Source organism: Streptomyces sp. NPDC048331, assembly GCF_043201215.1.
Taxonomy (GTDB): domain Bacteria; phylum Actinomycetota; class Actinomycetes; order Streptomycetales; family Streptomycetaceae; genus Streptomyces.
Map to the genome: position 1 here is coordinate 20375 of NZ_JBICYT010000001.1, position 22496 is coordinate 42870.

18 protein-coding genes are annotated in these 22496 nt (G+C 72.3%); 7 read left to right on the plus strand and 11 right to left on the minus strand.

What is annotated here, in order from left to right; translation table 11 throughout:
* Window positions 1-130: 130 nt before the first annotated feature.
* From ilvN to ACGFYY_RS00105, 4 genes are all read right to left on the minus strand, one after another.
* Entirely contained in the window at window positions 131-655 is a 525-nt protein-coding gene (ilvN, locus tag ACGFYY_RS00090) for an acetolactate synthase small subunit (RefSeq protein WP_030010002.1), read from the minus strand.
* A 31-nt stretch (window positions 656-686) separates the two neighbouring features.
* Window positions 687-2573 (minus strand): acetolactate synthase large subunit, encoded by a 1887-nt coding sequence (locus ACGFYY_RS00095; RefSeq protein WP_365269339.1) that lies wholly within the window; start codon window positions 2571-2573, stop codon window positions 687-689.
* Between the two features lie 204 nt (window positions 2574-2777).
* Complete coding sequence (locus ACGFYY_RS00100; protein ID WP_393706381.1) at window positions 2778-5678, minus strand: putative bifunctional diguanylate cyclase/phosphodiesterase; 2901 nt, start codon at window positions 5676-5678, stop codon at window positions 2778-2780.
* 282 nt (window positions 5679-5960) lie between these two features.
* The gene (locus ACGFYY_RS00105; protein ID WP_393706382.1) at window positions 5961-6908 is read right to left on the minus strand and encodes a 2-hydroxyacid dehydrogenase; all 948 of its coding nucleotides are present in this window, start codon (window positions 6906-6908) and stop codon (window positions 5961-5963) included.
* Between the two features lie 73 nt (window positions 6909-6981).
* On the opposite strand from ACGFYY_RS00105, the gene ACGFYY_RS00110 reads away from it, so the two are divergent.
* The 3 genes from ACGFYY_RS00110 to ACGFYY_RS00120 all read left to right on the plus strand — a co-directional run bounded on the left by ACGFYY_RS00110 (window position 6982) and on the right by ACGFYY_RS00120 (window position 9612).
* Entirely contained in the window at window positions 6982-7989 is a 1008-nt protein-coding gene (locus ACGFYY_RS00110) for an aldo/keto reductase (protein ID WP_393706383.1), read from the plus strand.
* A 168-nt stretch (window positions 7990-8157) separates the two neighbouring features.
* Complete coding sequence (locus ACGFYY_RS00115) at window positions 8158-9390, plus strand: PQQ-dependent sugar dehydrogenase (protein ID WP_365269335.1); 1233 nt, start codon at window positions 8158-8160, stop codon at window positions 9388-9390.
* Window positions 9391-9441: 51 nt separating this feature from the next.
* Window positions 9442-9612, plus strand: a complete 171-nt coding sequence (locus tag ACGFYY_RS00120; protein ID WP_384841552.1) for a DUF6191 domain-containing protein — start codon at window positions 9442-9444, stop codon at window positions 9610-9612.
* On the opposite strand, the gene ACGFYY_RS00125 is transcribed toward ACGFYY_RS00120, so the two are convergent.
* From ACGFYY_RS00125 to ACGFYY_RS00150, 6 genes are all read right to left on the minus strand, one after another.
* A complete protein-coding gene (locus ACGFYY_RS00125; RefSeq protein WP_393706803.1) occupies window positions 9575-12637 on the minus strand; it encodes an AAA family ATPase in 3063 nt (1020 codons plus the stop codon). The two genes, ACGFYY_RS00120 and ACGFYY_RS00125, sit on opposite strands and share 38 nt — an antisense overlap.
* 59 nt (window positions 12638-12696) lie before the next feature.
* Window positions 12697-12888, minus strand: coding sequence for a hypothetical protein (locus ACGFYY_RS00130; protein ID WP_393706384.1), 192 nt, complete (start codon window positions 12886-12888; stop codon window positions 12697-12699).
* Between the two features lie 166 nt (window positions 12889-13054).
* Entirely contained in the window at window positions 13055-13645 is a 591-nt protein-coding gene (locus tag ACGFYY_RS00135) for a hypothetical protein (protein ID WP_393706385.1), read from the minus strand.
* Between the two features lie 121 nt (window positions 13646-13766).
* Window positions 13767-14321 (minus strand): GNAT family N-acetyltransferase, encoded by a 555-nt coding sequence (locus ACGFYY_RS00140; RefSeq protein ID WP_393706386.1) that lies wholly within the window; start codon window positions 14319-14321, stop codon window positions 13767-13769.
* Window positions 14322-14360: 39 nt separating this feature from the next.
* Window positions 14361-16610, minus strand: coding sequence for an MMPL family transporter (locus ACGFYY_RS00145; protein ID WP_393706387.1), 2250 nt, complete (start codon window positions 16608-16610; stop codon window positions 14361-14363).
* A gap of 179 nt (window positions 16611-16789) precedes the next feature.
* A complete protein-coding gene (locus tag ACGFYY_RS00150) occupies window positions 16790-17209 on the minus strand; it encodes a signal peptidase I (RefSeq protein ID WP_393706388.1) in 420 nt (139 codons plus the stop codon).
* 54 nt (window positions 17210-17263) lie between these two features.
* Here ACGFYY_RS00150 and ACGFYY_RS00155 point away from each other — a divergent pair, with 54 nt between their 5' ends.
* Both ACGFYY_RS00155 and ACGFYY_RS00160 read left to right on the plus strand, forming a co-directional pair.
* Window positions 17264-18070 carry a GNAT family N-acetyltransferase gene (locus ACGFYY_RS00155; RefSeq protein ID WP_393706389.1) on the plus strand — a complete coding sequence of 269 codons (807 nt, stop codon included), beginning with the start codon at window positions 17264-17266 and terminating at the stop codon, window positions 18068-18070.
* Window positions 18071-18126: 56 nt separating this feature from the next.
* Window positions 18127-18627: a DinB family protein gene (locus tag ACGFYY_RS00160; protein WP_365269316.1), complete on the plus strand. Its 501-nt coding sequence runs from the start codon at window positions 18127-18129 to the stop codon at window positions 18625-18627.
* Between the two features lie 242 nt (window positions 18628-18869).
* Here ACGFYY_RS00160 and ACGFYY_RS00165 read toward each other — a convergent pair whose 3' ends face one another.
* On the minus strand, window positions 18870-19604 hold the full coding sequence (locus ACGFYY_RS00165) for a siderophore-interacting protein (RefSeq protein ID WP_365281304.1): 735 nt from the start codon (window positions 19602-19604) through the stop codon (window positions 18870-18872).
* Between the two features lie 166 nt (window positions 19605-19770).
* Here ACGFYY_RS00165 and ACGFYY_RS00170 point away from each other — a divergent pair, with 166 nt between their 5' ends.
* The gene (locus ACGFYY_RS00170; protein WP_393706805.1) at window positions 19771-21867 is read left to right on the plus strand and encodes a penicillin acylase family protein; all 2097 of its coding nucleotides are present in this window, start codon (window positions 19771-19773) and stop codon (window positions 21865-21867) included.
* On the plus strand, window positions 21864-22475 hold the full coding sequence (locus ACGFYY_RS00175; RefSeq protein WP_393706390.1) for a GNAT family N-acetyltransferase: 612 nt from the start codon (window positions 21864-21866) through the stop codon (window positions 22473-22475). The genes ACGFYY_RS00170 and ACGFYY_RS00175 overlap by 4 nt, the downstream gene beginning before the upstream one ends.
* Window positions 22476-22496: the final 21 nt, after the last annotated feature.

Sequence of the window (22496 nt, forward strand, 5' to 3'; positions counted from 1 at the left end):
TGGTGCGCTGGTGTTGCTCCCACCGTACGGCGGGGAACGGAATCTGAGTTTCTCGGTCTCGCTATGCGGGCTGAGCGTGTCCGGCCGGGCTGACGTGTCCGCTGTGCCGGCCGGGCGGTCAGGCCCTGCGTCAGGCGCTGCGGTCGAGCGCGCGCAGGCTGCGGTCCGTGATGGACCGGCCGCCACGCCCTATGGCGATCGTGCCGGACTGGACGAGTTCCTTGATGCCGAACGGCTCCAGCATCTTGAGCATCGCGCCGAGCTTGTCGGAGCCGCCGGTGGCCTCGATGGTGACGGCCTCCGGGGAGACGTCGACCGTCTTGGCGCGGAACAGCTGGACGATCTCGACGATCTGCGACCGGGTCTCGTTGTCGGCGCGGACCTTCACCAGGACGAGCTCGCGCTCGATGGCGTTGTGGGACTCCAGCTCGACGATCTTGAGCACGTTGACCAGCTTGTTCAGCTGCTTGGTCACCTGCTCCAGCGGGAGGTCCTCGACGTTGACGACGATGGTGATGCGGGAGATGTCGGGGTGCTCGGTGACACCCACCGCCAGGGAATCGATGTTGAACCCGCGGCGGGAGAACAGGGCGGCGATCCGGGCGAGGATGCCGGGCGTGTTCTCGACCAGGACGGAGAGCGTGTGCTTGGACATGTGGGGCGTTCTCTCTCTCGGCTCTCTCGGCTCAGTCGTCTTCGTTGTCGCCGAAGTCGGGACGGACGCCCCGGGCTGCCATGACCTCGTCGTTGGAGGTGCCGGCGGCGACCATCGGCCACACCATGGCGTCCTCGTGGACGATGAAGTCGATCACGACGGTACGGTCGTTGATCGCGTTGGCCTCGGCGATGACCTTGTCCAGGTCGGCCGGGTCCTCGCAGCGCAGCGCCACGCAGCCCATGGCCTCCGACAGCTTGACGAAGTCCGGGACGCGCGTGCCCTTGCGGGGCGCGATGGACTCGCCGAGCTGGGAGCCGACCGTGTCGTGACCGGTCTCGTCGGCGTGCAGAACGGTGTTGGAGTACCGCTGGTTGTAGAACAGCGTCTGCCACTGGCGGACCATGCCCAGCGCGCCGTTGTTGATGATCGCGACCTTGATCGGGATGTTGTTCAGGGCGCAGGTGACCAGTTCCTGATTGGTCATCTGGAAGCAGCCGTCGCCGTCGATCGCCCAGACCGTGCGCTCGGGCATGCCGACCTTGGCGCCCATCGCGGCCGGGACCGCGTAGCCCATGGTTCCGGCGCCGCCGGAATTCAGCCAGGTGCGGGGCTCCTCGTACTTGACGAAGTGGGAGGCCCACATCTGGTGCTGGCCGACGCCGGCCGCGAAGACCGTGCCCTTCGGGGCGAGCGCGCCGATCCGCTCGATGACCTGCTGCGGGGAGAGGCTGCCGTCCGCGGGCAGGTCGTAGCCCAGCGGGTACGTCTCGCGCCAGCGGCTGAGGTCGTTCCACCAGGCGGTGTAGTCGCCGGCGTTGCCCTCGGTGTGCTCGGCCTGGACGGCCTGGATCAGGTCGGCGATGACCTCGCGGGCGTCACCGACGATCGGGACGTCGACGGCGCGGTTCTTGCCGATCTCGGCCGGATCGATGTCCGCGTGGATGATCTTGGCGAAGGGGGCGAAGCTGTCCAGCTTGCCGGTGACGCGGTCGTCGAAGCGGGTGCCGAGGGCGATCAGCAGGTCCGACTTCTGCAGCGCGGTGACGCCGGTGACGGAGCCGTGCATGCCCGGCATGCCGACGTGCAGCGGGTGGCTGTCGGGGAAGGAGCCCAGCGCCATCAGGGTGGTGCAGACCGGGACGCCGGTCAGCTCGGCGAGGACCTTCAGTTCGGCGGTCGCGCCGGACTTCATGACGCCGCCGCCGACGTACAGGACCGGGCGCTTGGCCTGGCAGATGAGCTTGGCGGCCTCGCGGATCTGCTTGGCGTGCGGCTTGGTGACCGGCCGGTAACCGGGGAGGTCCTGGGTGGGCGGCCACGAGAAGGTGGTCTTCGCCTGCAGGGCGTCCTTGGCGATGTCGACCAGGACCGGGCCGGGACGGCCGGTGGCCGCGATGTGGAAGGCCTCGGCGATCGTCCGCGGGATGTCCTCGGCCTTGGTGACCAGGAAGTTGTGCTTGGTGATCGGCATCGTGATGCCGACGATGTCCGCCTCCTGGAAGGCGTCGGTGCCGATCGCCTTGGAGGAGACCTGCCCGGTGATCGCGACGAGCGGGACGGAGTCCATGTGCGCGTCGGCGATCGGGGTGACGAGGTTGGTGGCGCCCGGGCCGGACGTGGCCATACAGACGCCGACCTTGCCGGTGGCCTGCGCGTAGCCGGTGGCGGCGTGGCCGGCCCCCTGCTCGTGGCGGACCAGGATGTGACGGACCTTCTTGGAGTCCATCATCGGGTCGTACGCGGGGAGGATGGCGCCGCCCGGAATACCGAAGACGGTGTCGCACCCCACCTCTTCGAGAGAGCGGATGAGGGACTGCGCACCCGTGACGTGCTCAACTGCGGCGGACTGCTGTCCGCCGGAACGGGGCCGCGGCTGCGGATGGTGGGCCCCGGTGGCCTGCTCGGTCATCGGCATTCTCTTCTCGAAGCTGAGGGTTTTACGCGGATTCGACTCTGTGCCAGTGCAACAAAAAACCCCTCGTGCCAGGAGGCAAGCGAGGGGAGCGCGTCGGGGGTGTTGAGCGGGGACATGCAGGTCCCAGCCTCAGCCGACGCGCTTTCCAAGTACGAGAATTCGGGTGCGCATGGCATTGACCCTCCCTCCGGCGGGAGGGTGATGTCAAGTAGGTGGGACGGGCGTCTCATTATGTGAGCCTCTACGGATGGCCAGGGAGCCGCCGGGGGAACCGCCGGCCAGTGCTGGTTGGGCCGCTCCGCCCGGTACTGGGAACGTACCGCGCACCAGCGCGCGCCGCAGCCTGTACTCGTCGAGCGGGCCGGAAAAGGCCATTCCCTGGCCGTGCGTGCACCCCATCGCGCGCAGCGCCAGGACCTGCTCGGGCAGATCCACCCCGTCCGCCACCGACCTCATACCCAGGTCGTTTGCGATGCGCAAGAGTCCTGCGGTGATCTTGTGCAGCCGGGCGGACTCGATCACGCCCTCCACCAGGCCCCGGTCCAGCTTGAGCATGTCCACGGGCAGGCGGCGCAGGGCGCTGATGGCCGCGTAGCCGCTGCCGAAGCCGTCCAGGGAGATACCCACCCCGAGCCGGTGCAGCGCCGTCAGGCGGCGTTCCAGGTCGTCGAAGGGCACTCTGGGGTCGGACACGGCGAGCTCCAGCACCAGGGCCCCGGAGGGCAGCCCGTGCCGGGTCAGGAGGGCCTCCACGGAGCCGAGCGGCATGGACCGGTCCAGGAGCCGCTGGGCGGTCATCCGCACGGCCACGGGTACGTCGTGCCCGGCCCGGTGCCGGTCGGCGGCCTGCTCCACGGCCTCCTCCAGCAGCCAGCGCCCCAGCTCGGCGGTGCGCGAGGCGTCGTGTCCGGCGGCACCGGGGCCGCCGCCCGCCCCACCGGCTCCGCCCTCGCTGTACTCGGCGACCCGGAGGAACTCCGCCGGGGTGAAGAGGATCCCCTGGGCGGAGCGCCAGCGGGCCTGTGCGGCCACGGCCGACACCTCGCCGGTGGCCAGTGAGACCACGGGCTGGTGCAGCAGGGCGAACTCGCCCTCGTGCAGCGCGGTCCGCAGCCGGCCCGCCAGCTCGGCCTTGCGGACGACCTCGGCCTGCATCTGGGGGGCGTACATCTCGACGCGGTCCTTGCCGCCCGCCTTGGCCCGGTACATCGCGAGATCCGCGTTGCGCATCAGGTCCGAAGGAGTGATGCCGGGGTCGGCGAAGGCCGCCCCGATGCTCGCGGCGACGCGGACCTCGCTGCCGCCGATCCGGTACGGCTGGGAGAGGGTGGTGCGCAGCCGGTCGGCGATCTCCCGCACCTGGTACTCGCGGACGCCGGGGTCGCGGCTGCCGTCGCCGAGGATCAGCGCGGCGAACTCGTCGCCGCCGAGGCGGGCCGCGGTGTCCCCGGCCCGGACCGAGTCCTGGAGCCTGCGCGCGGCTTCGACGAGCAGTTCGTCGCCGGCCTGGTGGCCGATGGTGTCGTTGACCGCCTTGAAGCCGTCGAGGTCGATGAAGAGCACGGCGGTGCTGTGGTCGCCCGCGCGCCGCCCGGTCAGGGCCTGGCGCACGCGCCGGGTGAACAGGGCCCGGTTGGGGAGGTCGGTCAGCGGGTCGTGTTCGGCGCTGTGCTGGAGCTGGGCCTGGAGCCGGACCCGTTCGGTGACGTCCCGACTGTTGAGGATGAGCCCGCCCTGGTGCCGGTTGACGGTGGACTCCACGTTGAGCCATTCGCCGCCGCCCGATTTGAAGCGGCACTCGATGCGGGTGGTGGGCTCCTCGGTCGGCGGTGCGGCCAGGAAGCGGCGTACCTCGTGGACCACCCGGCCCAGGTCGTCGGGGTGGATGAGGGTGGCGAGCTCGGTGCCGACCAGCTCCTCCGCCTCACGGCCGTAGACCCCGGCGGCGGCGGGGCTGACGTAGCGCAGCGTCCCGGTGGGCGCGGCAATCATGATGACGTCGCTGGAGCCCTGGACCAGGGAGCGGAAGTGGTTCTCCTTCTGGGCCAACTCCTGGGTCAGCGCGATGTTGTCGAGGAGCATGATGCCCTGCCGGATGACGAGGGCGAGCACGACCGTGCAGCCGGTGAAGACGACCATCCGGTCCACCTTCCGGCCGTCCACGACGTTGTACAGGATCCCGAGGGTGCACACGGCGGCCGCGAGGTACGGGGTGAGGGCGGGGAGCGAGCCGGTGATCGGACGGCTGTGCGTCCGGTCCATCCGTGGCCGGCCGACCGGCTCCGGGCCCGGAGGGAGGCGCCGGGCGCCCCAGGGCGCGTACGCGAGCAGCAGCGAGCCCGCGAACCAGCCCGCGTCGAGCAGCTGCCCGGACTGGTACTCGGCGCTCAGCAGGGGTGAGGTGAACAGGGCGTCGCTGAGCACCGTCAGGGCCAGCGCCGCGATGGCGGTGTTGACGGCGGACCGGTTTGTCTCGCTGCGCCGGAAGTGCAGGACCAGGACCATCGAGACGAGCGCGATGTCCAGGAGCGGGTAGGCGAGGGAGAGCGCGGCGCGCGGGACGCTGCCGGGGGCGCCCGACTGGGCGGTCCGTGCCGCGTGGGCCAGGGCCAGGCTCCAGGAGAGGGTGAGCAGGGAGCCGCCGATGAGCCAGGAGTCGAGTCCGAGGCACACCCAACCGGCGCGGGTGACCGGGCGTTTGGCGAGGACGAGCAGGCCCACGATGGCGGGCGGGGCGAAGCAGAGGAAGGCGAAGTCGGCGAGCGAGGGTTTCGGCACTTCCTCACCGAGGATCACCTCGTACCAGCCCCAGACGGCGTTCCCGCCGGCGCCCATCAGGGAGGAGAAGGCGAAGAGCAGCCAGGCGGGGCGTTCACGGCTGTCGATCGCCCTGGCGTAGGAGTAGCAGGAGACGGCGGCGAGTAAGCCGGCCGCGCTGAGCCCGAAGTCGCCCATGATCTCGGCGACTTCCTCGGAGCCCCAGTTGAGGGCGGCGCCGACGGCGTACCCGCCGCTGACCACCGCGAGGAGCAGCTGCATCGCCAGGCCCTTGCCTCCGCCCGAGACGGACGGCCGGTTCAGGAGCGCCGCCCCCGGGGTACTCACCGGTCCCCCTCGCTGCCTGGTTCCGGTGCAGCCCAGTCTCGGCCGCGTCGCCTCCGGCGGTTGTACCGCGTCGGATCCTTCGTCCATTGGCCGTGCATCGCCCGTCGCCCCCCAAAGTGTCCGATCACTCCCCAGCGCCAGACGTTCCTGGCGCAGCCCCTTCTTCCGGACGATACACCACTTTCGTCACTCAGGGACATAGTCTCTCTACTCTCCGTTACCGATCGGGGAGTTGTGCCCACGCAGCGCATTCGAGTGACTGCGGAGCGTGCGCATCACATGTCACTCGGTGATCAACACCGTGTGCTCCACGGGCTCTCCGGCGGCGAACCGGGTGAGCTGGCGGGCCAGCAGGCGCTTGGCCCTCGGCTCGAACGCCGAGCTGCTGCCGCCGACATGGGGTGTGATCAGGACATTCGGAGCATGCCAGAGCGGGTGGCCGGCGGGCAGCGGTTCGGGGTCGGTGACGTCGAGTGCCGCGCACAGCCGGCCCGATTCCACCTCCGCCAGCAGGGACTTGGTGTCGACGACGGGACCGCGCGCCACGTTCACCAGCAGGGCGCCGTCCTTCATCCGGCCGAGGAAGTCGGCGCCGACCAGGCCGCGGGTGGCATCGGTCAGCGGTGTCACGAGGATCACCACGTCGGCCCCGGGCAGGAGCGCGGGGAGATCGGCGAGGGCGTGCACGGGCCCGCGTGCGCCGGCCCGTGCCGTACGCGCCACCCGGGCGACCGGCCCGCATTCGAAGGCCACGAGTCGGTCCTCGATGGCGGAGCCGATCGATCCGTAGCCGATGATCAGAACCGACTTGTCCGCGAGGGCGTCGTAGAAGCCGGAGCGCCATTCCTCGCGGTCCTGACCGCGGACCATGCCGGGGATGCCGCGCAGGGAGGCGAGGGTCAACGCGAGGGCGAGTTCGGCGGTGCTGGCCGTGTGGACCCCCGCGGCGTTGCACAGCCGTACGCCGGGGCGCAGGTCTCCGAGGCGGCCCCGCACGTCGTCGATGCCGGCGGTCAGTGTCTGGACGACCTGGACCGCGGGCATCGCCGCCAGCGGGCGCACGGTGACCTCGGGGGCCTTCATGTAGGGCGTCACGTAGAAGACGCAGTCGGCCGGATCGGCCGGGAAGGCGTCCTCGCCGTCCCAGAGGCGGTACCGGAAGGAGTCGGGCAGGCCCTCGATCTCCTCGGCGGGGAACGGGAGCCAGACATCCGGGGTCATTGCAGTCATGATCACGAGGCTATGCCAAGGCATCCGGATCAAGCCGTTAGTTTGATGGCCGGAACCGGAGGGGGACGCAGGGGTGGAGCGCAGGTCGATCGGGGCGGGGGCACTGACGGTGGGCGCCATCGGCCTCGGCTGTATGCCGATGAGCTGGGCGTACGCACCTTCGCGGCGGCGGGGGCAGGAGTCGCTGGCCGCCGTGCACACGGCGCTGGACCTGGGGTCGAACCTGCTGGACACGGCCGATGTGTACGGGCCGTACACCAATGAGCTGCTGCTCGGACGGGTGTTGCGGGAGCGGCGGTCCGAAGCGTTCGTGTCGGCCAAGGTGGGACTGCGGGCGGGTGACCAGCACGTGGTCGCCGACGGCCGGCCCGGCTATCTGCGGCGGGCCTGCGACGCCTCCCTGCGGCGGCTGGGGACCGACGTCATAGACCTCTACCAGCTGCACCGTGTCGATCCGGACGTGCCGGTGGAGGAGACCTGGGGGGCCATGGCCGAGCTGGTGGGCGCGGGCAAGGTGCGCTCGCTCGGGTTCTGCGCGCTGGGCGCCGGCGCCGGGCCGGGAGCCGGGCGGCGGGGGGACCGGGAGTACCGGACGACCCTGCGGCACCTGGAGCGGCTGCAGCAGGTGTTCCCGGTGAGCGCGGTGCAGGCGGAGCTGTCGGTGTGGTCGCCGCAGGCGGCATGGCAGCTGCTGCCGTGGTGCGCGGCCCGTGGGGTCGGGTTCCTGGCGGCGATGCCGCTGGGCAGCGGTTTCCTCACGGGGACCCTCACGCCGGGAGAGGGGTTCGAGCCGCAGGACGTGCGGGCCCGGCATCCGCGGTTCACGGCGGAGGCGATGGCGTCGAACCAGGTGCTGCTGGCGGGGCTGCGGCAGGTGGCCCGGCGGCACGGCCCCGAGGTCACGGTCGCGCAGGTGGCGCTGGCGTGGGTGCTGGCGCAGGGGCCCCACGTGGTGCCGGTGCCGGGGGCCGACCGGGCGCCGTGGGCGGCGGAGAACGCGGGGGCGGCGGACGTCCGGCTCTCGGCCGGTGACCTGACCGAGATCGCGTCCCTTCCGCTCGAGGTGGGAGCCTGGGACTGATCCGGGTCGGTCCCTGAGCCGGTGCGGGGTCGGTGCGGGGTCGGCGGGTCGCGCGGGGTCGGCGCGACAACCACTCGATCGAGTGTACGAGTGGTGGAACTTCGTGAACTGCCGGAGCTGTTGAGAGGGATGAAGGGCACGATCGGAGGACCGGAAGGGAGCAGGGCGATGCGATACGGAAGTTCTCCCGGGCAGGCGGGATCCGAGGGCACGGGCGGGCGGCGCCGGGGGGTGCTGGCGGCGCTCGCGCTGGCCGGCTGCGGCGCTCTGCTGGCGGCGGGGTGTTCGCCGGAGGGCGCGCCGGACGCGGGGCCGGGCGGCTCCCCACCGGGCAAGGCCTCGGCGGGCACCGGGTCACCGGGATCGACGGGACCGTCCGCGTCGCCGGAGGCCACCGGACCGCCGGCGAAGGGGGCCGTCACGGTGACCGGCGAGGTGGCCAAGGGGCTGGAGTCTCCTTGGGGCGTGGCCCCGCTGCCGGGCGGTGATCTGCTGGTGGCCTCGCGGGACAAGGGGACGATCAGCAGGGTCGCGGCGGGCTCCGGAGCGGTGACCCGGATCGGTGAGGTGCCGGGGGTCGCTCCGGGAGGGGAGGGCGGGCTCATGGGCCTCGCCCTGTCGCCCACCTTCGCGTCGGACCGTCTGGTGTACGTGTACTTCACGACCGAGTCCGACAACCGCATCGCCCGGCTGCGGTACGACGAGCAGAGACCCGCCGGACAGCAACTGGGCGCCCCGGACACGGTGTTCCGGGGAATCCCGAAGGGGCTCATCCACAACGGCGGCCGGATCGCCTTCGGCCCGGACAAGATGCTCTACGCGGGCACGGGCGAGACCGGTGACACCGGGCTCGCGCAGGACAAGAAGTCGCTGGGCGGCAAGATCCTGCGGATGACCCCGGACGGGGACCCGGTGCACGGCAATCCGGAGGCGGATTCCGTCGTCTACTCCTACGGGCACCGCAATGTGCAGGGCCTCGCCTGGGACAAGGACAAACGGCTGTGGGCCGCCGAGTTCGGCCAGAACACCTGGGACGAGCTGAATCTGATCGAGCCCGGCGCCAACTACGGCTGGCCCGAGGCCGAGGGGAAGGCGGGAAAGCCCGGCTTCGTGGATCCGGTGGCGGTGTGGAAGACCGACGAGGCCTCGCCGAGCGGGATCGCGTGGGCCGAGGGTTCGATATGGATGGCCGGGCTGAAGGGCAAGCGGCTGTGGCGTATCCCGTTGGCCGGGACGGCGCCGGCGGCGGAGCCCCAGGCGTTCCTGGAGGGTGAGTACGGCCGGCTGCGAACGGTGGTGCCCCTCGGCGGGGACCGGCTGCTCCTGGTCACGAGCGAGACGGACGGACGCGGGTCCCCGGAAGCGGGCGACGACAGGATCCTGACCTTGACGGTGCGGTGACCGGCAGGTCCCCGGCGGGGGACGAAGGGTGTGGTGGGCACGGTGTTCAACATGATCGAGGAACTGTTCAACCCGGGACGTAAGCACACCGACGAGGAGAAGAAGCGGCTGGAGCTGTCCCGGACCGACGTCAATGACAACGATCCGGGACGGGGGCCGATAGACCTCGACTCCGGCAGGGTGCTCATACGCCTGGACGAGCAGCCTCCGGACGGGGGCTGACCGGGGCGGGCGCGGCGAAGAGACGCAGCCGGTGGGCGAGGGCGGCCGCCTCGCCGCGGCCGGCGACGCCGAGCTTCGCGAGGATGTTCGAGACGTGCACGCTCGCCGTCTTCGGGGAGATGAACAGCTCCTCGGCGATCTTCCGGTTGGTGTTGCCGGCCGCCACCAGGCGCAGTACGTCCCGCTCGCGGCTGGTCAGCCCGAGCGCCTCGACCGGGTCGGTCTCGGGGACCGGCGGTGTGGCGGCGCTGTCGGCGTCGCTCAGCGGGAGGCGGGCGCGCCGGGCCAGCAGGGCCAGGTCCTCGCGCAGCCTGCGTGAGCCGATCCGCTCGGCGGTGGCGTAGGCCTCGCGCAGAAGGAGGGCCGCGGGCTCCCGGTCGCCGGCGGCCAGCAGGGCCTCGGCGAGCCGGTGGCAGGCCCTGGCCAGCAGGTACGGGCGTGCCAGCGGGCGGACGGCCTTCTCGACGGCCGTCCAGTCGGCGAGGGTGTCCCGGGCCTCGGCCCGGAGCAGCTCGGCCCGGAGGTACTCGGCGTGGGCGGCCCACACCGGGACCGGGGTGGCGAGGGAGCGGGCGGCGGTGCGCAGCACGGCCAGGGCCGCTTCCCGGCCGGCCTCGGCGGCCGGGAGCCCGCGGGCGTCCGCCTCCGCGGTGGCGGCGGCGAGCAGCAGCGGCCAGGCGTAGCGGTGCTGCCCGAGCGGGAATCCGTGGGCCGCGGCAGCGGACGTCTCGGCGCGGACGTCGGCGATCCGGCCCTCCGCCGCGGCCACGCCGATCGCGAGGCGGCGGAGCGGGATGCGGTGCTGGGGCTGGGTCTCGTGGGCGCCGTAGTGGGTGTGGGCCGCGGCGAGTTGGTGGGTCGCCTCCGTCAACTCTCCACGGGCCAGCGCCAGGTGGGCAAGGCGGGCCGAGGCGCAGCCGCGCGGGGCGGCGCTCTGGCCCACCAGCAGGGTGCGCCGGGCCGCCTCGGTGGCCTCGTCCCAGCGGCCGAGGCTGTAGAGGCTCTCGGCCATGTTCCCGCAGACCCAGGCCTCGCTGTCCAGGAGCCGGGACCTGCGGACCAGTTCGGCCCCTTGTTCGGCGAGTTCCACGGCTTCGTGGGACCGTCCCAGACTTTCCAACTGAGAGGTGAGATTGATATGCGCACGCCCTGCCAGCATCGTGAGCCCGAGCTGTGTGGTCCGTTCCACGACCGCGCGCATCTCCGCGAGGCCGCCCTCGCCGTCGCCGGAGTCGGAGCGCAGCACGCCGACCGTGATCCGGGCGTTGAGCTCGGTCTCCTCGGCGCCGACCATGCGTGCGTACTCGACCGCGCGTTCGGCGGCGGCGAGGTTGTCGGGGCCCGGATTGTGGAGCATGCCCCAGCTCGCGGCCCGGACCAGGACCTCGGCGTGCACCTGGGACGGGGGCAGCCCCCGGACGAGGTCCTGGGCCTTGGCTATCTCCTCCCAGCCGTCGCCACGCCCGAGTCCGGCGATCAGCCGGGAGCGTTCGGTCCAGAACCAGGCGGCCCGCAGCGGGTCCCGGTCGTCCTCCAGCAGGCGCAGCGCCGTCTTCGTGATCTTCAGGGCGCGGTCGCGCTCGCCGCCGTAGCGGGCCGCCACGGTGGCTTCGGCCAGCAGGTCGATCCGCTGGAGCGCGGTGGTGGCCGGGTCGCAGCCGCACGGCGGGTACACCTCGGTGTAGTCCGCCGGGCGGAGTGCCTCGCGGAGGCTCTCCGGGGTGCTGTCCCACAGGTCCATGGCCCGCTCCAGCAGGCGCAGTTGCTCCGAGTAGGCGTGTCGGCGGCGGGCCGCCACGGAGGCGGCCAATACGGCGGGCAGCGCCTTGGCGGGATCGTTCGCGTGGTACCAGAAGCTGGCCAGCCGGATGACCCCCTCCTCGGCCCGGACCAGCGACCCGTCGGCCTCCATGGCCTCGGCGTAGCGGCGGTTGACGCGGGCCCGTTCACCGGGCAGCAGGTCGTCGCTGACGGCCTCGCGCACCAGGGAGTGCCGGAAGCGGTAGCCGTCGCCGTCGGCGGTGGCGAGCAGGATGTTGGCTCCGACGGCGGCTCGCAGCGCCTCGATCAGCTCGTCCTCGGTGAGCCCGGCGACGGCGCGCAGCAGCGGGTACTCCACGGTGGAGCCGCCTTCGGCGACGATGCGCACCAGCCGCTGGGTCTCGTCGGGGAGCACCTCGACGCGGACGAGGAGCAGGTCGCGCAGGGATTCGGTGAGTCCGGTGCGGCAGCCGCTCTCCTGGGAGGCGACGAGTTCCTCGACGAAGAAGGCGTTGCCGTCCGACCGGTCGAAGACGGAGTCCACGAAGTCCTCGTCCGGCTGTGCGGCGAGGATGCCGGCGAGCTGGCGGCGTACCTCGGCCCGGTTGAAGCGGGACAGTTCGATGCGCCGGACGGTGCGGAGCCGGTCGAGTTCGGCGAGGAGCGGGCGCAGCGGGTGACGCCGGTGCACGTCGTCCGCGCGGTAGGTGGCGACGACGACGAGGCGGCCGCGGCCGAGGGTGCGGAAGAGGTAGGAGAGCAGGTGTCGGGTGGAGGTGTCCGCCCAGTGCAGGTCCTCCAGGACGAGGACGACGGTGCGGTCGGCGGCGAGTCGCTCCAGCATCCGGGCCGTCAGTTCGAAGAGCCGGGCGGTGCTCTCCTCGTCGTGCGGGCCGCGCGGGGTCTCGCCGAGTTCGGGGAGGATGCGGGCGAGTTCGTTCTCCTGGCCGGCGGCAGCGGCGGCCAGCTCCTCCGGCAGCAGCCGGTGCAGGGCACGCAGAGCCGTCGAGAACGGGGCGAAGGGAAGGCCCTCCGCCCCGATCTCCACACAGCCTCCGACGGCGACGACGGCGCCGCGGCGGTCCGCCTCGCAGAGGAACTCCTCCGTGAGACGGGTCTTGCCGACTCCGGCCTCTCCCCCGATGAGCATCGCCTGCGGTTCCCGCCGGGCGGCCCGGGTCAGTGCGTCGGTGAGTACGGCCAGTTCATCGGCTCGGCCGACGAACACCGGGCTGACAGATCTGGTCTCCACGCCGCCGAGCATCGCACAGAGGTCCTGCCCGGCGGCACTGGCCGCCGGTGCGCTTGTCCTCACGTGTCGGTTCACACGGTGCGCGGCGCTGAGCGGGCGGAGCGGGCGGAGCGGCTGCGGAAGGTTCTCACCCGCCTCACGTGTTCCTGGTCGGGCGAGGAGGCGCGATGCGCCGTCCCCGCCGCCCGGGCCGCGCGGTATTCGGCCGCCTCACGCATGAGGTCGGCGTTGCGGACGGCGGCGGCGATCTCGTACTCGAACATCTCTGCTCCCTGGTCGCGTTGCTCGGGCACCTCGTTCGGTGTGATCCAAGATTCGCGCCCCAGGGGGTGCCGGCACATCGGTCGCATGCCGCATCTGCCGCGGCCAGGGGGCCTTAGACCGGGGCCGGGGAGCCCCGGATCGGTCCGTACGGACCTAAGGCACCGCCTAGGCGCCGGCCCCGGCCGCCTTGGGAATGGCCAGGAGGAGGTCGAAGTACATGAGGACGAAGAGCAGTACGCCGAGGGCGCCCAGGCCGATGCCCGCCCAGGAGACGGACCGTACCCAGGTGGGCAGGGTCCGCTCGGGGCTGCTGAAGGCGGGGAGGGCCAGGACGAAGGTGGCGACGATCAGGGCGAGGGCGGAGAAGATGCCGTTCACCATGGCGGTGGTGTGCCACGGGTCGACGAACTGGGCGGCGATCTGCGCGTTGGCGTCGGCGGCCTGGGTCAGCTCCAGCCGGGCGGCGATGCTCGCGCGCTCGGACACGATGCCCGCGACCCAGCTACCGCTGAGGGCGACGACACCGAGACCGGCGGCGACGATCGCGAAGGCGGCGGATCCGACGTGGCTCGGCTCCCGGCCCTCGGCCTCGTCGTCGGCGAGGGCCTCGTCGTCCAGGTCCGCGTCGGTGACCTCGTCGGTGACCGCGGTGTCGGCTTCGGCCTCGGCCGGCCGGGCGGTCTCGGTCTTGTCGAGGGCGACCGGGGTGGTGTCCGCCTCGGCGGCGTTCGGGGCGGGGGTCTTCGTGGTGTCCATGCGGGGCACCGTAGGCGCCCCGTCTGAGAGTTTTCTGAGAATCCGCGGGTTCCGGCCGTGGTGGGCCCCGCGGTCGGCGGGGCCCCTGGCGAGGCGCCCCCGGCCGGGGCCCGGACCGGGCTCAGGCGGAGCGGGTCGCGGCCCACTCCTGGGAGAGGATCGACCAGACCTCGGTGTCCTGGCGGACTCCGTGGTGGAGGTAGTTCTCGCGCATGACGCCGTCGCGGGTCATGCCGAGGCGCGCGGCCACGGCGAGGCTCTTCTTGTTGCCGGAGGCGGCGTGCCACTCGACGCGGTGCATGCCGCGCTCGCCGAAGGCGTAGTCGATCAGGACCTGGCAGGCCTTGGTGACCAGGCCGCGTCCGGCCGCGTCGGGCTCCAGCCAGCAGCCGATCTCACAGTTGCCGTAGTGCGCCTCGAACGTCCGGAAGAGGACCCCGCCCACCAGGGTGCCGTCGAGCCGGATGCCGAAGAACCGGGCACCGTCCTCGCCGGCCGTCACCGCGTACTTGGCGAGCAGGGCCCGGGCGGAGTCGACGTCGGTGGCGCGGTCCGGGAAGCCGACGTACTCACCGATGTAGGCACGTCCGCGCTCGATGTGCGCGAAGAACTCCTCGGCGTGCCGGGCTTCCAACGGAAACAGCTGGGCGTCTTCGGCGAGGTCTATGGAGAACATGCTCGGTCTTCCTTGGGTCTCGGGCGGCGGGTGGCCGGATCACCGGGAGCTGGTGGCGGGCTCGGCGCCGGCATCGCTCGTGGCGAGGTCCGCGGCGGGCCGCTGCTTCGGAAGTCTCGCATGCGGGAGGCGTTCGGGAGGCTCGATGCTGATCTTGGGCAGACGCCGGTCGAGCCAGGCGGGCAGCCACCAGTTGGCCCCGCCGAGCATGTGCATCAGGGCCGGGACGAGGAGGGTGCGCAGCACGAAGGCGTCGAGGGCCACGGCCGCGGCGAGCGCGATGCCGAACATCGCGATGATCCGGTCGCCGCTGAGTACGAAGGCCAGGAAGACGGAGATCATGATGACGGCCGCCGAGTTGATGACCCGGCTGGTCTCGGCGAGGCCCACGCGCACGGCCCGCCTGTTGTCGCCGGTCTCCAGCCACTCCTCGTACATCCGGCTGACGAGGAAGACCTGGTAGTCCATCGACAGTCCGAACAGGACGGACACCATGATCACGGGCAGGAAGGGTTCGATCGGGCCGGCGCTGCCCAGGCCGAGCAGTTCGCTGCCCCAGCCCCATTGGAAGACGGCGACCACGACGCCGAAGGAGGAGGCGACCGCGGCGACGTTCATGGCCGCCGCCTTGAGCGGGATGCCGATGGAGCGGAAGGCCAGCAGCAGGAGCACGCAGCCGAGGGCGATGACCACGCCGACGAAGAGCGGCAGCTTGCCGATGATGACCTCGGCGAAGTCGTCGTAGGCGGCCGTCACACCGCCGACGCGCACCTGCAGGGAGTTGCCGGCACCGGCGGCCGGTATGACGTCCTCGCGGAGCCTGTCGACGAGGTCGCTCGTGGCCCGGGACTGCGGGGCGGAGTCCGGTACGACGGTGAGGACGGCGGTGTCGCCGCTGCGGTTGAGGACGGCGGGGCCGGCGGCGGCGACGCCCTCGGTGGTGCGGAGCGCCTGCGCGAGCTTGTCCACGGCGAGCCGGTCGCCGGCGCCGTCCAGCCGGGCGACGACGGTGAGGGGGCCGTTGGTGCCGGGGCCGAAGCCCTCCGCCAGCAGGTCGTAGGCCTGCCGGGTGGTGGAGGTGGCCGGGTTGTTGCCCTGGTCGGAGGTGCCCAGGTGGAGGGAGAGCGTGGGCAGCGCCAGCACCAGCATGACCGCGGTGGCGACAGCGCCCAGCAGCTTGGGGTGCCGCTCGACGAAGGCGGACCAGCGGGCGGCGAAGCCGGAGGTCTGCTCGGGACGCGGGCCCTCGGCGGCGAGTCTGCGGCGCTCGCGGCGCGAGAGGGCCCGCATGCCTATGTACGAGAGGAGGGCGGGCAGCAGGGTGACCGAGGCGGCGACCGTCAGGACCACCGTGACGGAGGCCGCGATGGCGACGCCGTTCAGGAAGTTGAGCCGCAGCACCAGCATGCCGAGCAGGGCGATGCAGACGGTGGCGCCGGCGAAGACGACGGCCCGGCCGGTGGTGGCGACGGCGTTCGCGGCCGCCTCCTCGACGGTGCTGCCCCGCGCCAGGCCCTTGCGGTGCCGGGTGACGATGAACAGCGCGTAGTCGATGCCCACGCCGAGGCCGATGAGGGTGCCGAGCATCGGGGCGAAGTCGGCGACCGGCATGGCGTGGCCGAGCAGGGCGATGCCGAAATAGGCCGTGCCCACGCTGACCAGGGCCGTCGCGATGGGCAGCAGGCTCGCGGCGAGCGAGCCGAAGGCGAGGAAGAGGACCAGGGCCGCGACGGCGACGCCGATGACCTCGGCGAGGTGGGCGGTGGGGGCCTCGGTGAGCTGGATGGCGCGGCCGCCCAGTTCGACCTGGAGTCCGCCGGCTTCGGTGGTGGGGTTCTTCGCCGCCTCGACCACGGCCCTGGCCTGCCCCTTGGGTACGGCGTCGGCCTGCCGGTCGAAGGTCACCACCGCGTAGGCGGTGCGCCCGTCGGGGCTGATCCGCGCGGCGTCCTCGGGGGTGGGACCGTAGGGTCCGGCGACCGATCCGACGCCGGGGAGCGCGGCGACGTCCGCCAAGGCCTGGGTCATGCGTTGCTCGATGTCCGGGGTGCGCACGTTCTGCCGGTCCGGGGCCCGCCACACGATGGTGTCGGTGTCGCCGCCCTGGCCGTGGAAACCTTCGCGCAGGAGGGCGTTCGCCTTGCCGGACTCGGTGCCGGGGACCTCGTAGTCGTTGGAGAACGCCGATCCGGCGGACAGCGCGGCGGCCGCGGTCCCGCCGAGGGCGAGCAGCCAGATGAGCACGGCGATGAGGCGGTGGCGCATGCACCAGCGTGCGATTACAGCCAACGGACGTGCTCCCTGGTGGTTCGGATCTTTACCGGGAGGCAGCCCGTCGCAAAGAACGCATGAACGCGTGAAGGCCCGGCCGAGGGGCCGGGGGTCACCCGGGGGAAGCTCGGCGCAGAGGGTCTACACCCTCAACGATCTCAGCGTTTCGTGATCGTTGGCCCGTTTCGTGTGCATCGTCACAGCGTCGCGGTAAGGCCCGGGGCGCCGGCCTCCAGCCGCGCTTCGGGTTCGTCCACCCGGTAGCCCGGGATCGAGGGCCACCGGACGGTGAGGACGACGGCGTCCTCCTCCGCGTACCAGGAGTGGTCGATCCCGCGCCCCCAGAGCACGTAGTCCCCTTGCTCGGCGAGGACGACGGTACGCCCGGGGAACTCCAGCCGGAAACGTCCGCTGATCAACACCAGCAGGGCGGTGCGCTTCTCGGCGGTCGCCCACCGCTCCCGCTCGTCGCCCTTCGGGTGGACACCCCATTTGATCTCCACGTCCTCGCTGTGGCGGGGATCGGAGGGGTCCTTGAAGTGGCCGAGGAGCCAGCCGCGGTCGGCGGCCGCGTCGGGGGTGGCCTTACCGGTGTAGATGGTGGAGTCGTGGTTCACGGGGGTGAGGCTAATGCAGTTGTGGCACCCGTCCGACACTGGTGAGCTGGGGTCATGACGATCGATCTTGATGAACTGATGAAGGTGCGTGCCCACTTCGACGCCGAGGTGCGTGAAGGCGCGCAGGCGGACGGCCCGCACGCGACCGTGGAGCGCGCCGGCGCCGTCGTGCGGGCCGTCGCGCCCGCCCTCGGATGGAACGGGGTGCTCTGGTCGGACCTCGACGAGGGCACGGCGGACGCGGAGATCGCGGCGCAGGTGGCGTTCTTCGCGGGACGCGGCTGTCCGGAGTTCGAGTGGAAGCTCTACGACCACGACCGGCCCGCGGACCTCGGGGACCGGCTGCGGGCGGCGGGCTTCGTGCCGGAGCCGCCCGAGACCCTGATGGTGGGCCTGGTGTCCGAGCTGGCGAAACTGCCGGTGGAGCCGCCGGAGGGGATCACCCTGCGGGTGGTGACGGACGAGGCCGGCGTCGACCTGATGATGCGGGTCCACACCCGGGCCTTCGGGCGGGAGCGACCGCGGCTCCGGGAGCAGCTGCTCGACAAGCTGCGCGAGGAGCCGGAGACGATCGCCGCGGTGCTCGCGATGGCGGGCGACACCCCGGTGAGCGCGGCCCGGATGGAGATGCGGCCGGGCCTGGCCTTCGCGGGCCTCTGGGGCGGCGGCACCATCCCCGAGTGGCGCGGCCGGGGCATCTACCGTTCGTTGGTCGCCCACCGCGCCCGCCTGGCGGCGGAGCTCGGCATCCCCTACGTGCAGGTGGACGCGTCGGACGACAGCCGCCCGATCCTGGAGCGCCTGGGCTTCGGGACCCTGGGCGTGACGGTGCCGTACACATGGACCGCCGCCGCCTCGTAGCGCGGGGGCCGGCCCGGCTCTGTGCGGGCCCGGCGGCAACGGGCAGGATCACTCCCATGGAACGCATCAGCCCGCCCCTGACCGGGGACGAACGCGAAACCCTCCGGACCTTCCTCGACTACCACCGGGCCACCCTCGCCTGGAAGTGCGAGGGCCTCACCGACGAGCAGCTGCGCCGCGCCTCGATGCCGCCGTCCACGTTGTCCCTGCTGGGGCTGGTCCGGCACATGGCCGAGGTCGAGCGGCACTGGTTCCGCCGGGTCCTCGACGGCCAGGACCTCCCGCACCTGTGGTCGGACACGCACGATTTCCAGGCCGCCTACGACGCCTCCGGCGCCGGCCGCGCGGAGGCGTTCACCGCCTGGCAGGAGGAGGTCGCGCACGCCCGCCGGATCGAGGCCGCCGCCGCGTCCCTGGACGTGACGGCGTACGTGCCGAGCTGGAAGGAGGAGGCCTCGCTGCGCCTGGTGATGCTCCACCTCATCCACGAGTACGCCCGCCACAACGGCCACGCCGATTTCCTCCGCGAGGGGATCGACGGCACGACCGGCGCCTAGGTCGTCCAGTGCCGTGACTGGAAAGGTTTGCCGGGTCGCGTTGTCCGGTGCGGTACATCGCAAGGCGGAGGGCCACGGCTCGTACCGGACGTACCGCCGTGGTCCGACAACGCGGCGAGGTGCCGTGCCGGGCAGCGCGACCCGGTGAACCTTTCCGGTCACGGCACTAGCGGGCTCCGAGCAGGCGAACGGTCGCGACTGCGGCACCTCCCGGGTACCGGGCTCAGGCCTCGGGGGCCAGCTCAGGCCTCCGGCCGCCAGTAGCCCAGCGAGTTGACCCGCTGCTTGGGCAGCGCGAGATCCTTGCGCAGGTACGCCGTCAGGGCGCGCGTCGTCACCGTGTCGCACGCCAGCCAGACGTACGCCGCCTCCGGGTCCCCGGCCAGCTCGGGCAGCTCGGCGCGCACCCGGTCGGCCAGGGCCGTGCCGCCCCGCCGCACCCGGCGGATGTCGTGCCGACCCTGCTCCACCCGCATCGGCAGCCGCTCGTCCGAGTCGTGCTGCGTCTCGAACCAGATGGTCGCCGGGGTGTGCGGGTAGGTGTCCAGCAGCGAGTTGATCGCCGGCAGGGACGCCGAGTCACCGATGACGAGCAGCCGCTCCGGGGCCGGCGTCGGGGCCGTGAATCCGGTCCCCTGGACGGTGGCCTCGACCGTGTCGCCGGGCTTGGCGTCGCGCGCCCAGGCACTGGCGACCCCGTCGTGCAGGGCGAACTCGAAGCTGAAGGTGCCCGCTTGCGGATCCGGGTCCACGAGCGTGTAGGCCCGCTGGTGCGGCTTGCCCGCGCCCTGGAACCAGACGCGCACCCACATCGTCGGGTGCAGCGACTCGCCCGCGGCCGCGAGCAGCCCGCCGTCCGTGAAACTCACGCGGCGGTAGTTCTCCGTGAGGTCTTCCGCTCCCGTGACCGTGAACGTGAAGTCCTTGCCCCGCATGAGCTTGAGGACCACGCCCTCCCAGCCCTTGCCGACCGCCATGTCCGACCCCTCCCCTTGCGCCCCTATAGTTAGGTCAGCCTAACCTAAACGCACGTCGGGGAAGAGTGTGAGCAGCGTGAGCAGTGCCAGCAGCGAGAACGGTGACGCCCGGTCGCACGGAGCGGATCGGGGCGAGCCTTCTGCGGAGACTCCGGAATCCTACGGGGTGTACCGCGACGCGTGGGGCATCCCCCACCTCCGCGCATCCGACGAACTCCGGCTCGTCCACGCCCAGGGCCGCGTCACCGCCTTCGACCGCGCCTGGCAGTTGGAGGTCGAACGGCACCGTTCGGAGGGCTCCAGCGCCTCCTTCCTCGGAGCGGACGCCGTCACCTGGGATCGCTTCGCCCGCCAGTCCCGGCTGGCCGACACGGCCCGCCGTTGCTACGAGGCCATGGAGGCCGACGACCCCGACACCGCGGCCTGGGTGCGCGCGTACGTGGACGGGGTGAACGAGGGGCTCGCCGCCGGCGCCGCCCGTGACGAACGCTTCGCGCGCACGGGCCTGACCCCCACCCCGTGGGAGCCGTGGGTACCCCTGGCCATCTGGATCGCCACACACATCCTGTTCGCCGGCTTCGCCACCAAGCTGTGGCGTGAGCGCGTGGCCCGCGCCCTCGGCGACGAGGCGGTCACCCTCTTCGCCACCGACGGCCCCGGCACGGCCGGCAGCAACGGCTGGCTGGTGCCGGGCGACCGCACCACCACCGGCTCGGCGATCATCGCGGGCGACCCGCACCGGTTCATCGAGGACCCGGGCGTCTACCAGCAGATACGTCTCTCCTGTCCGGACTACGACGTCCTGGGCCTCGCCGTCCCCGGCGTCCCCGGCCTCGGCCACTTCGGGCACACCGGCACCGCCGCCTGGGCGATCACCAACGCGATGTCCGACTACCAGGACCTGTACGTCGAGCAGTTGCGGCGGGACGACGACGGCACCGTGCGGGCCCTCGGCGCGGACGGCGCCTGGGAGCCCGTCTCCCGCCACATCGAGACGATCACCGTGGCCGACGGCGACGACGTCGAGGTGGAGGTCCTGGAGACCCCGCGCGGCCCCGTGATCGTCCACGCGGACGGCGACCTCGGCGCCGACGCGCACGCCGAAGCCGAGGGCCACGCCGACGGCAGCCCCCAGACCCTCTCCCTGCGCTACCCGCCGCGCGTCCGGCTGGACCTCGGCTTCGCCGCCCTCCCCGCGCTGCTGCGCGCCCGTACCGTCGCCGACATCGACCGGGCCTTCGACGGCTGGGCCGAGCCGGTCAACGTCGTCCACGCCGCCGACTCCGCGGGCGGCCTGCTGCACCGCGTCGCGGGCGCCGTGCCGCTGCGCCACCGCGCCAACCGGCTGCGCCCCGTGCCCGCCTGGGACCCGCAGCACGCCTGGCAGGGCTGGGCCCCGACCCCCGCCGAGCCGGTGCAGGGCTTCGCCGTCATGGCGAACGCGCGCGGCATCGCCTCCCCGCTCGGCGTGGAGTTCGCACCCCCGCACCGCGCCAACCGCATCCGCGAGCTGCTCAGCGGCTCCGCGGACTGGTCCCCGAAGGCGATGGCCGACGTACACCGGGACACGCACCTGGCCTCGGCCGCGCCCCTGCTCGCACTGCTGCCCGACCTCGCGGACCTGACCCCGGCGGCGCAGGCCCTGCGGACCCGGCTGCTGGCCTGGGACCGGCACATGGCTGCCGACAGCACCGACGCCACCGTCTTCTCGGCCTTCCGCGGCGCGACCGTACGCCGCTTCGCCGCCGACCCCGTCTTCGAGGGCCTGTGGGGGGCGCCCCCCGGCCCGGCCGTCTTCCACCCATGGCTGTACCTGCTCCCGAAGATCGGCTACGCCCTCGAAGGCCTGCTCACCACCTCCCTCGTCCCCGGCCTCGACCGGGCGGCGCACGTCCGGGCCGCCCTGGAGGAGACGGCCGCGGCCGACACCCCCGACACCCCCTGGTCACAGGTCCACCGCCTCACCCCGTGGCAGGCCGTGCCCGACCTCGAGGCCACGGAGTGGCCCGGTCTCGGCGGCGACCACGACTGCGTGAACGCCACCTCCACCGTCCCCGGCTTCACCGACCTCACCGCCCGCGCCTCGGCGGCCCGTTACGTCTGGGACCTCGCCCGCCGCGAGGACAGCCTGTGGACGGTACCGCTGGGCGCGGACGGCGTCACCGGTTCACCCCACCACCGCGACCAGCTGTCCCTGTGGGCCCGGTGCGAACTCGTCCCCGTGGTCACCGACTGGTCCCGCCTCGACAAGGAGGCGATATGACCTCCGCCCCCTCCGAGCGGCAGCCCGTACACACCCAGGTCGTCGAGGGCTTCGGCACCGTCACCCTCACCCCCGTCGAACCGGCGGCCGATGCCGCGCTGATCCACCGCTGGGTCACGCAGGAGCGGGCCCGTTTCTGGGGCATGGGCGAGGCGAGCCGCGAACTGGTCCAGGAGATCTACGAGGACATCGACCGCCGCACCACCCACCACGCCTTCATGGTGCGCCGCGACGGCGAGCAGGTCGCCCTGTTCCAGACGTACGACTGCGCCGAGGACCGGGTCGGCGAGTGCTACGAGGTCCAGCCCGGGGACGTCGGCGCGCACCTGCTGATCGGCCCGACCACAGGCGCGCCCGAGCACGGCTTCACCGGCTCCCTGATGACCGTCTTCATCACGTTCGTGTTCTCCGACGAGGCCGCGCGGCGCATGGTCGTCGAACCGGACACCCGCAACACCAAGGCCGTCTCCCTCATGGAGCGCACCGGCTTCGTGCTCGGACCGCAGGTCGTGCTCCCGGAGATCGACCTGCCCGAGGTCTACCTCCCGGCCAAGCCGGCCCGGCTGGCCTTCCTCACCGCTCCGGAGGCCGCGCGGGCGACCGGCTGAGCACGGCCGCCCCTACCGGGC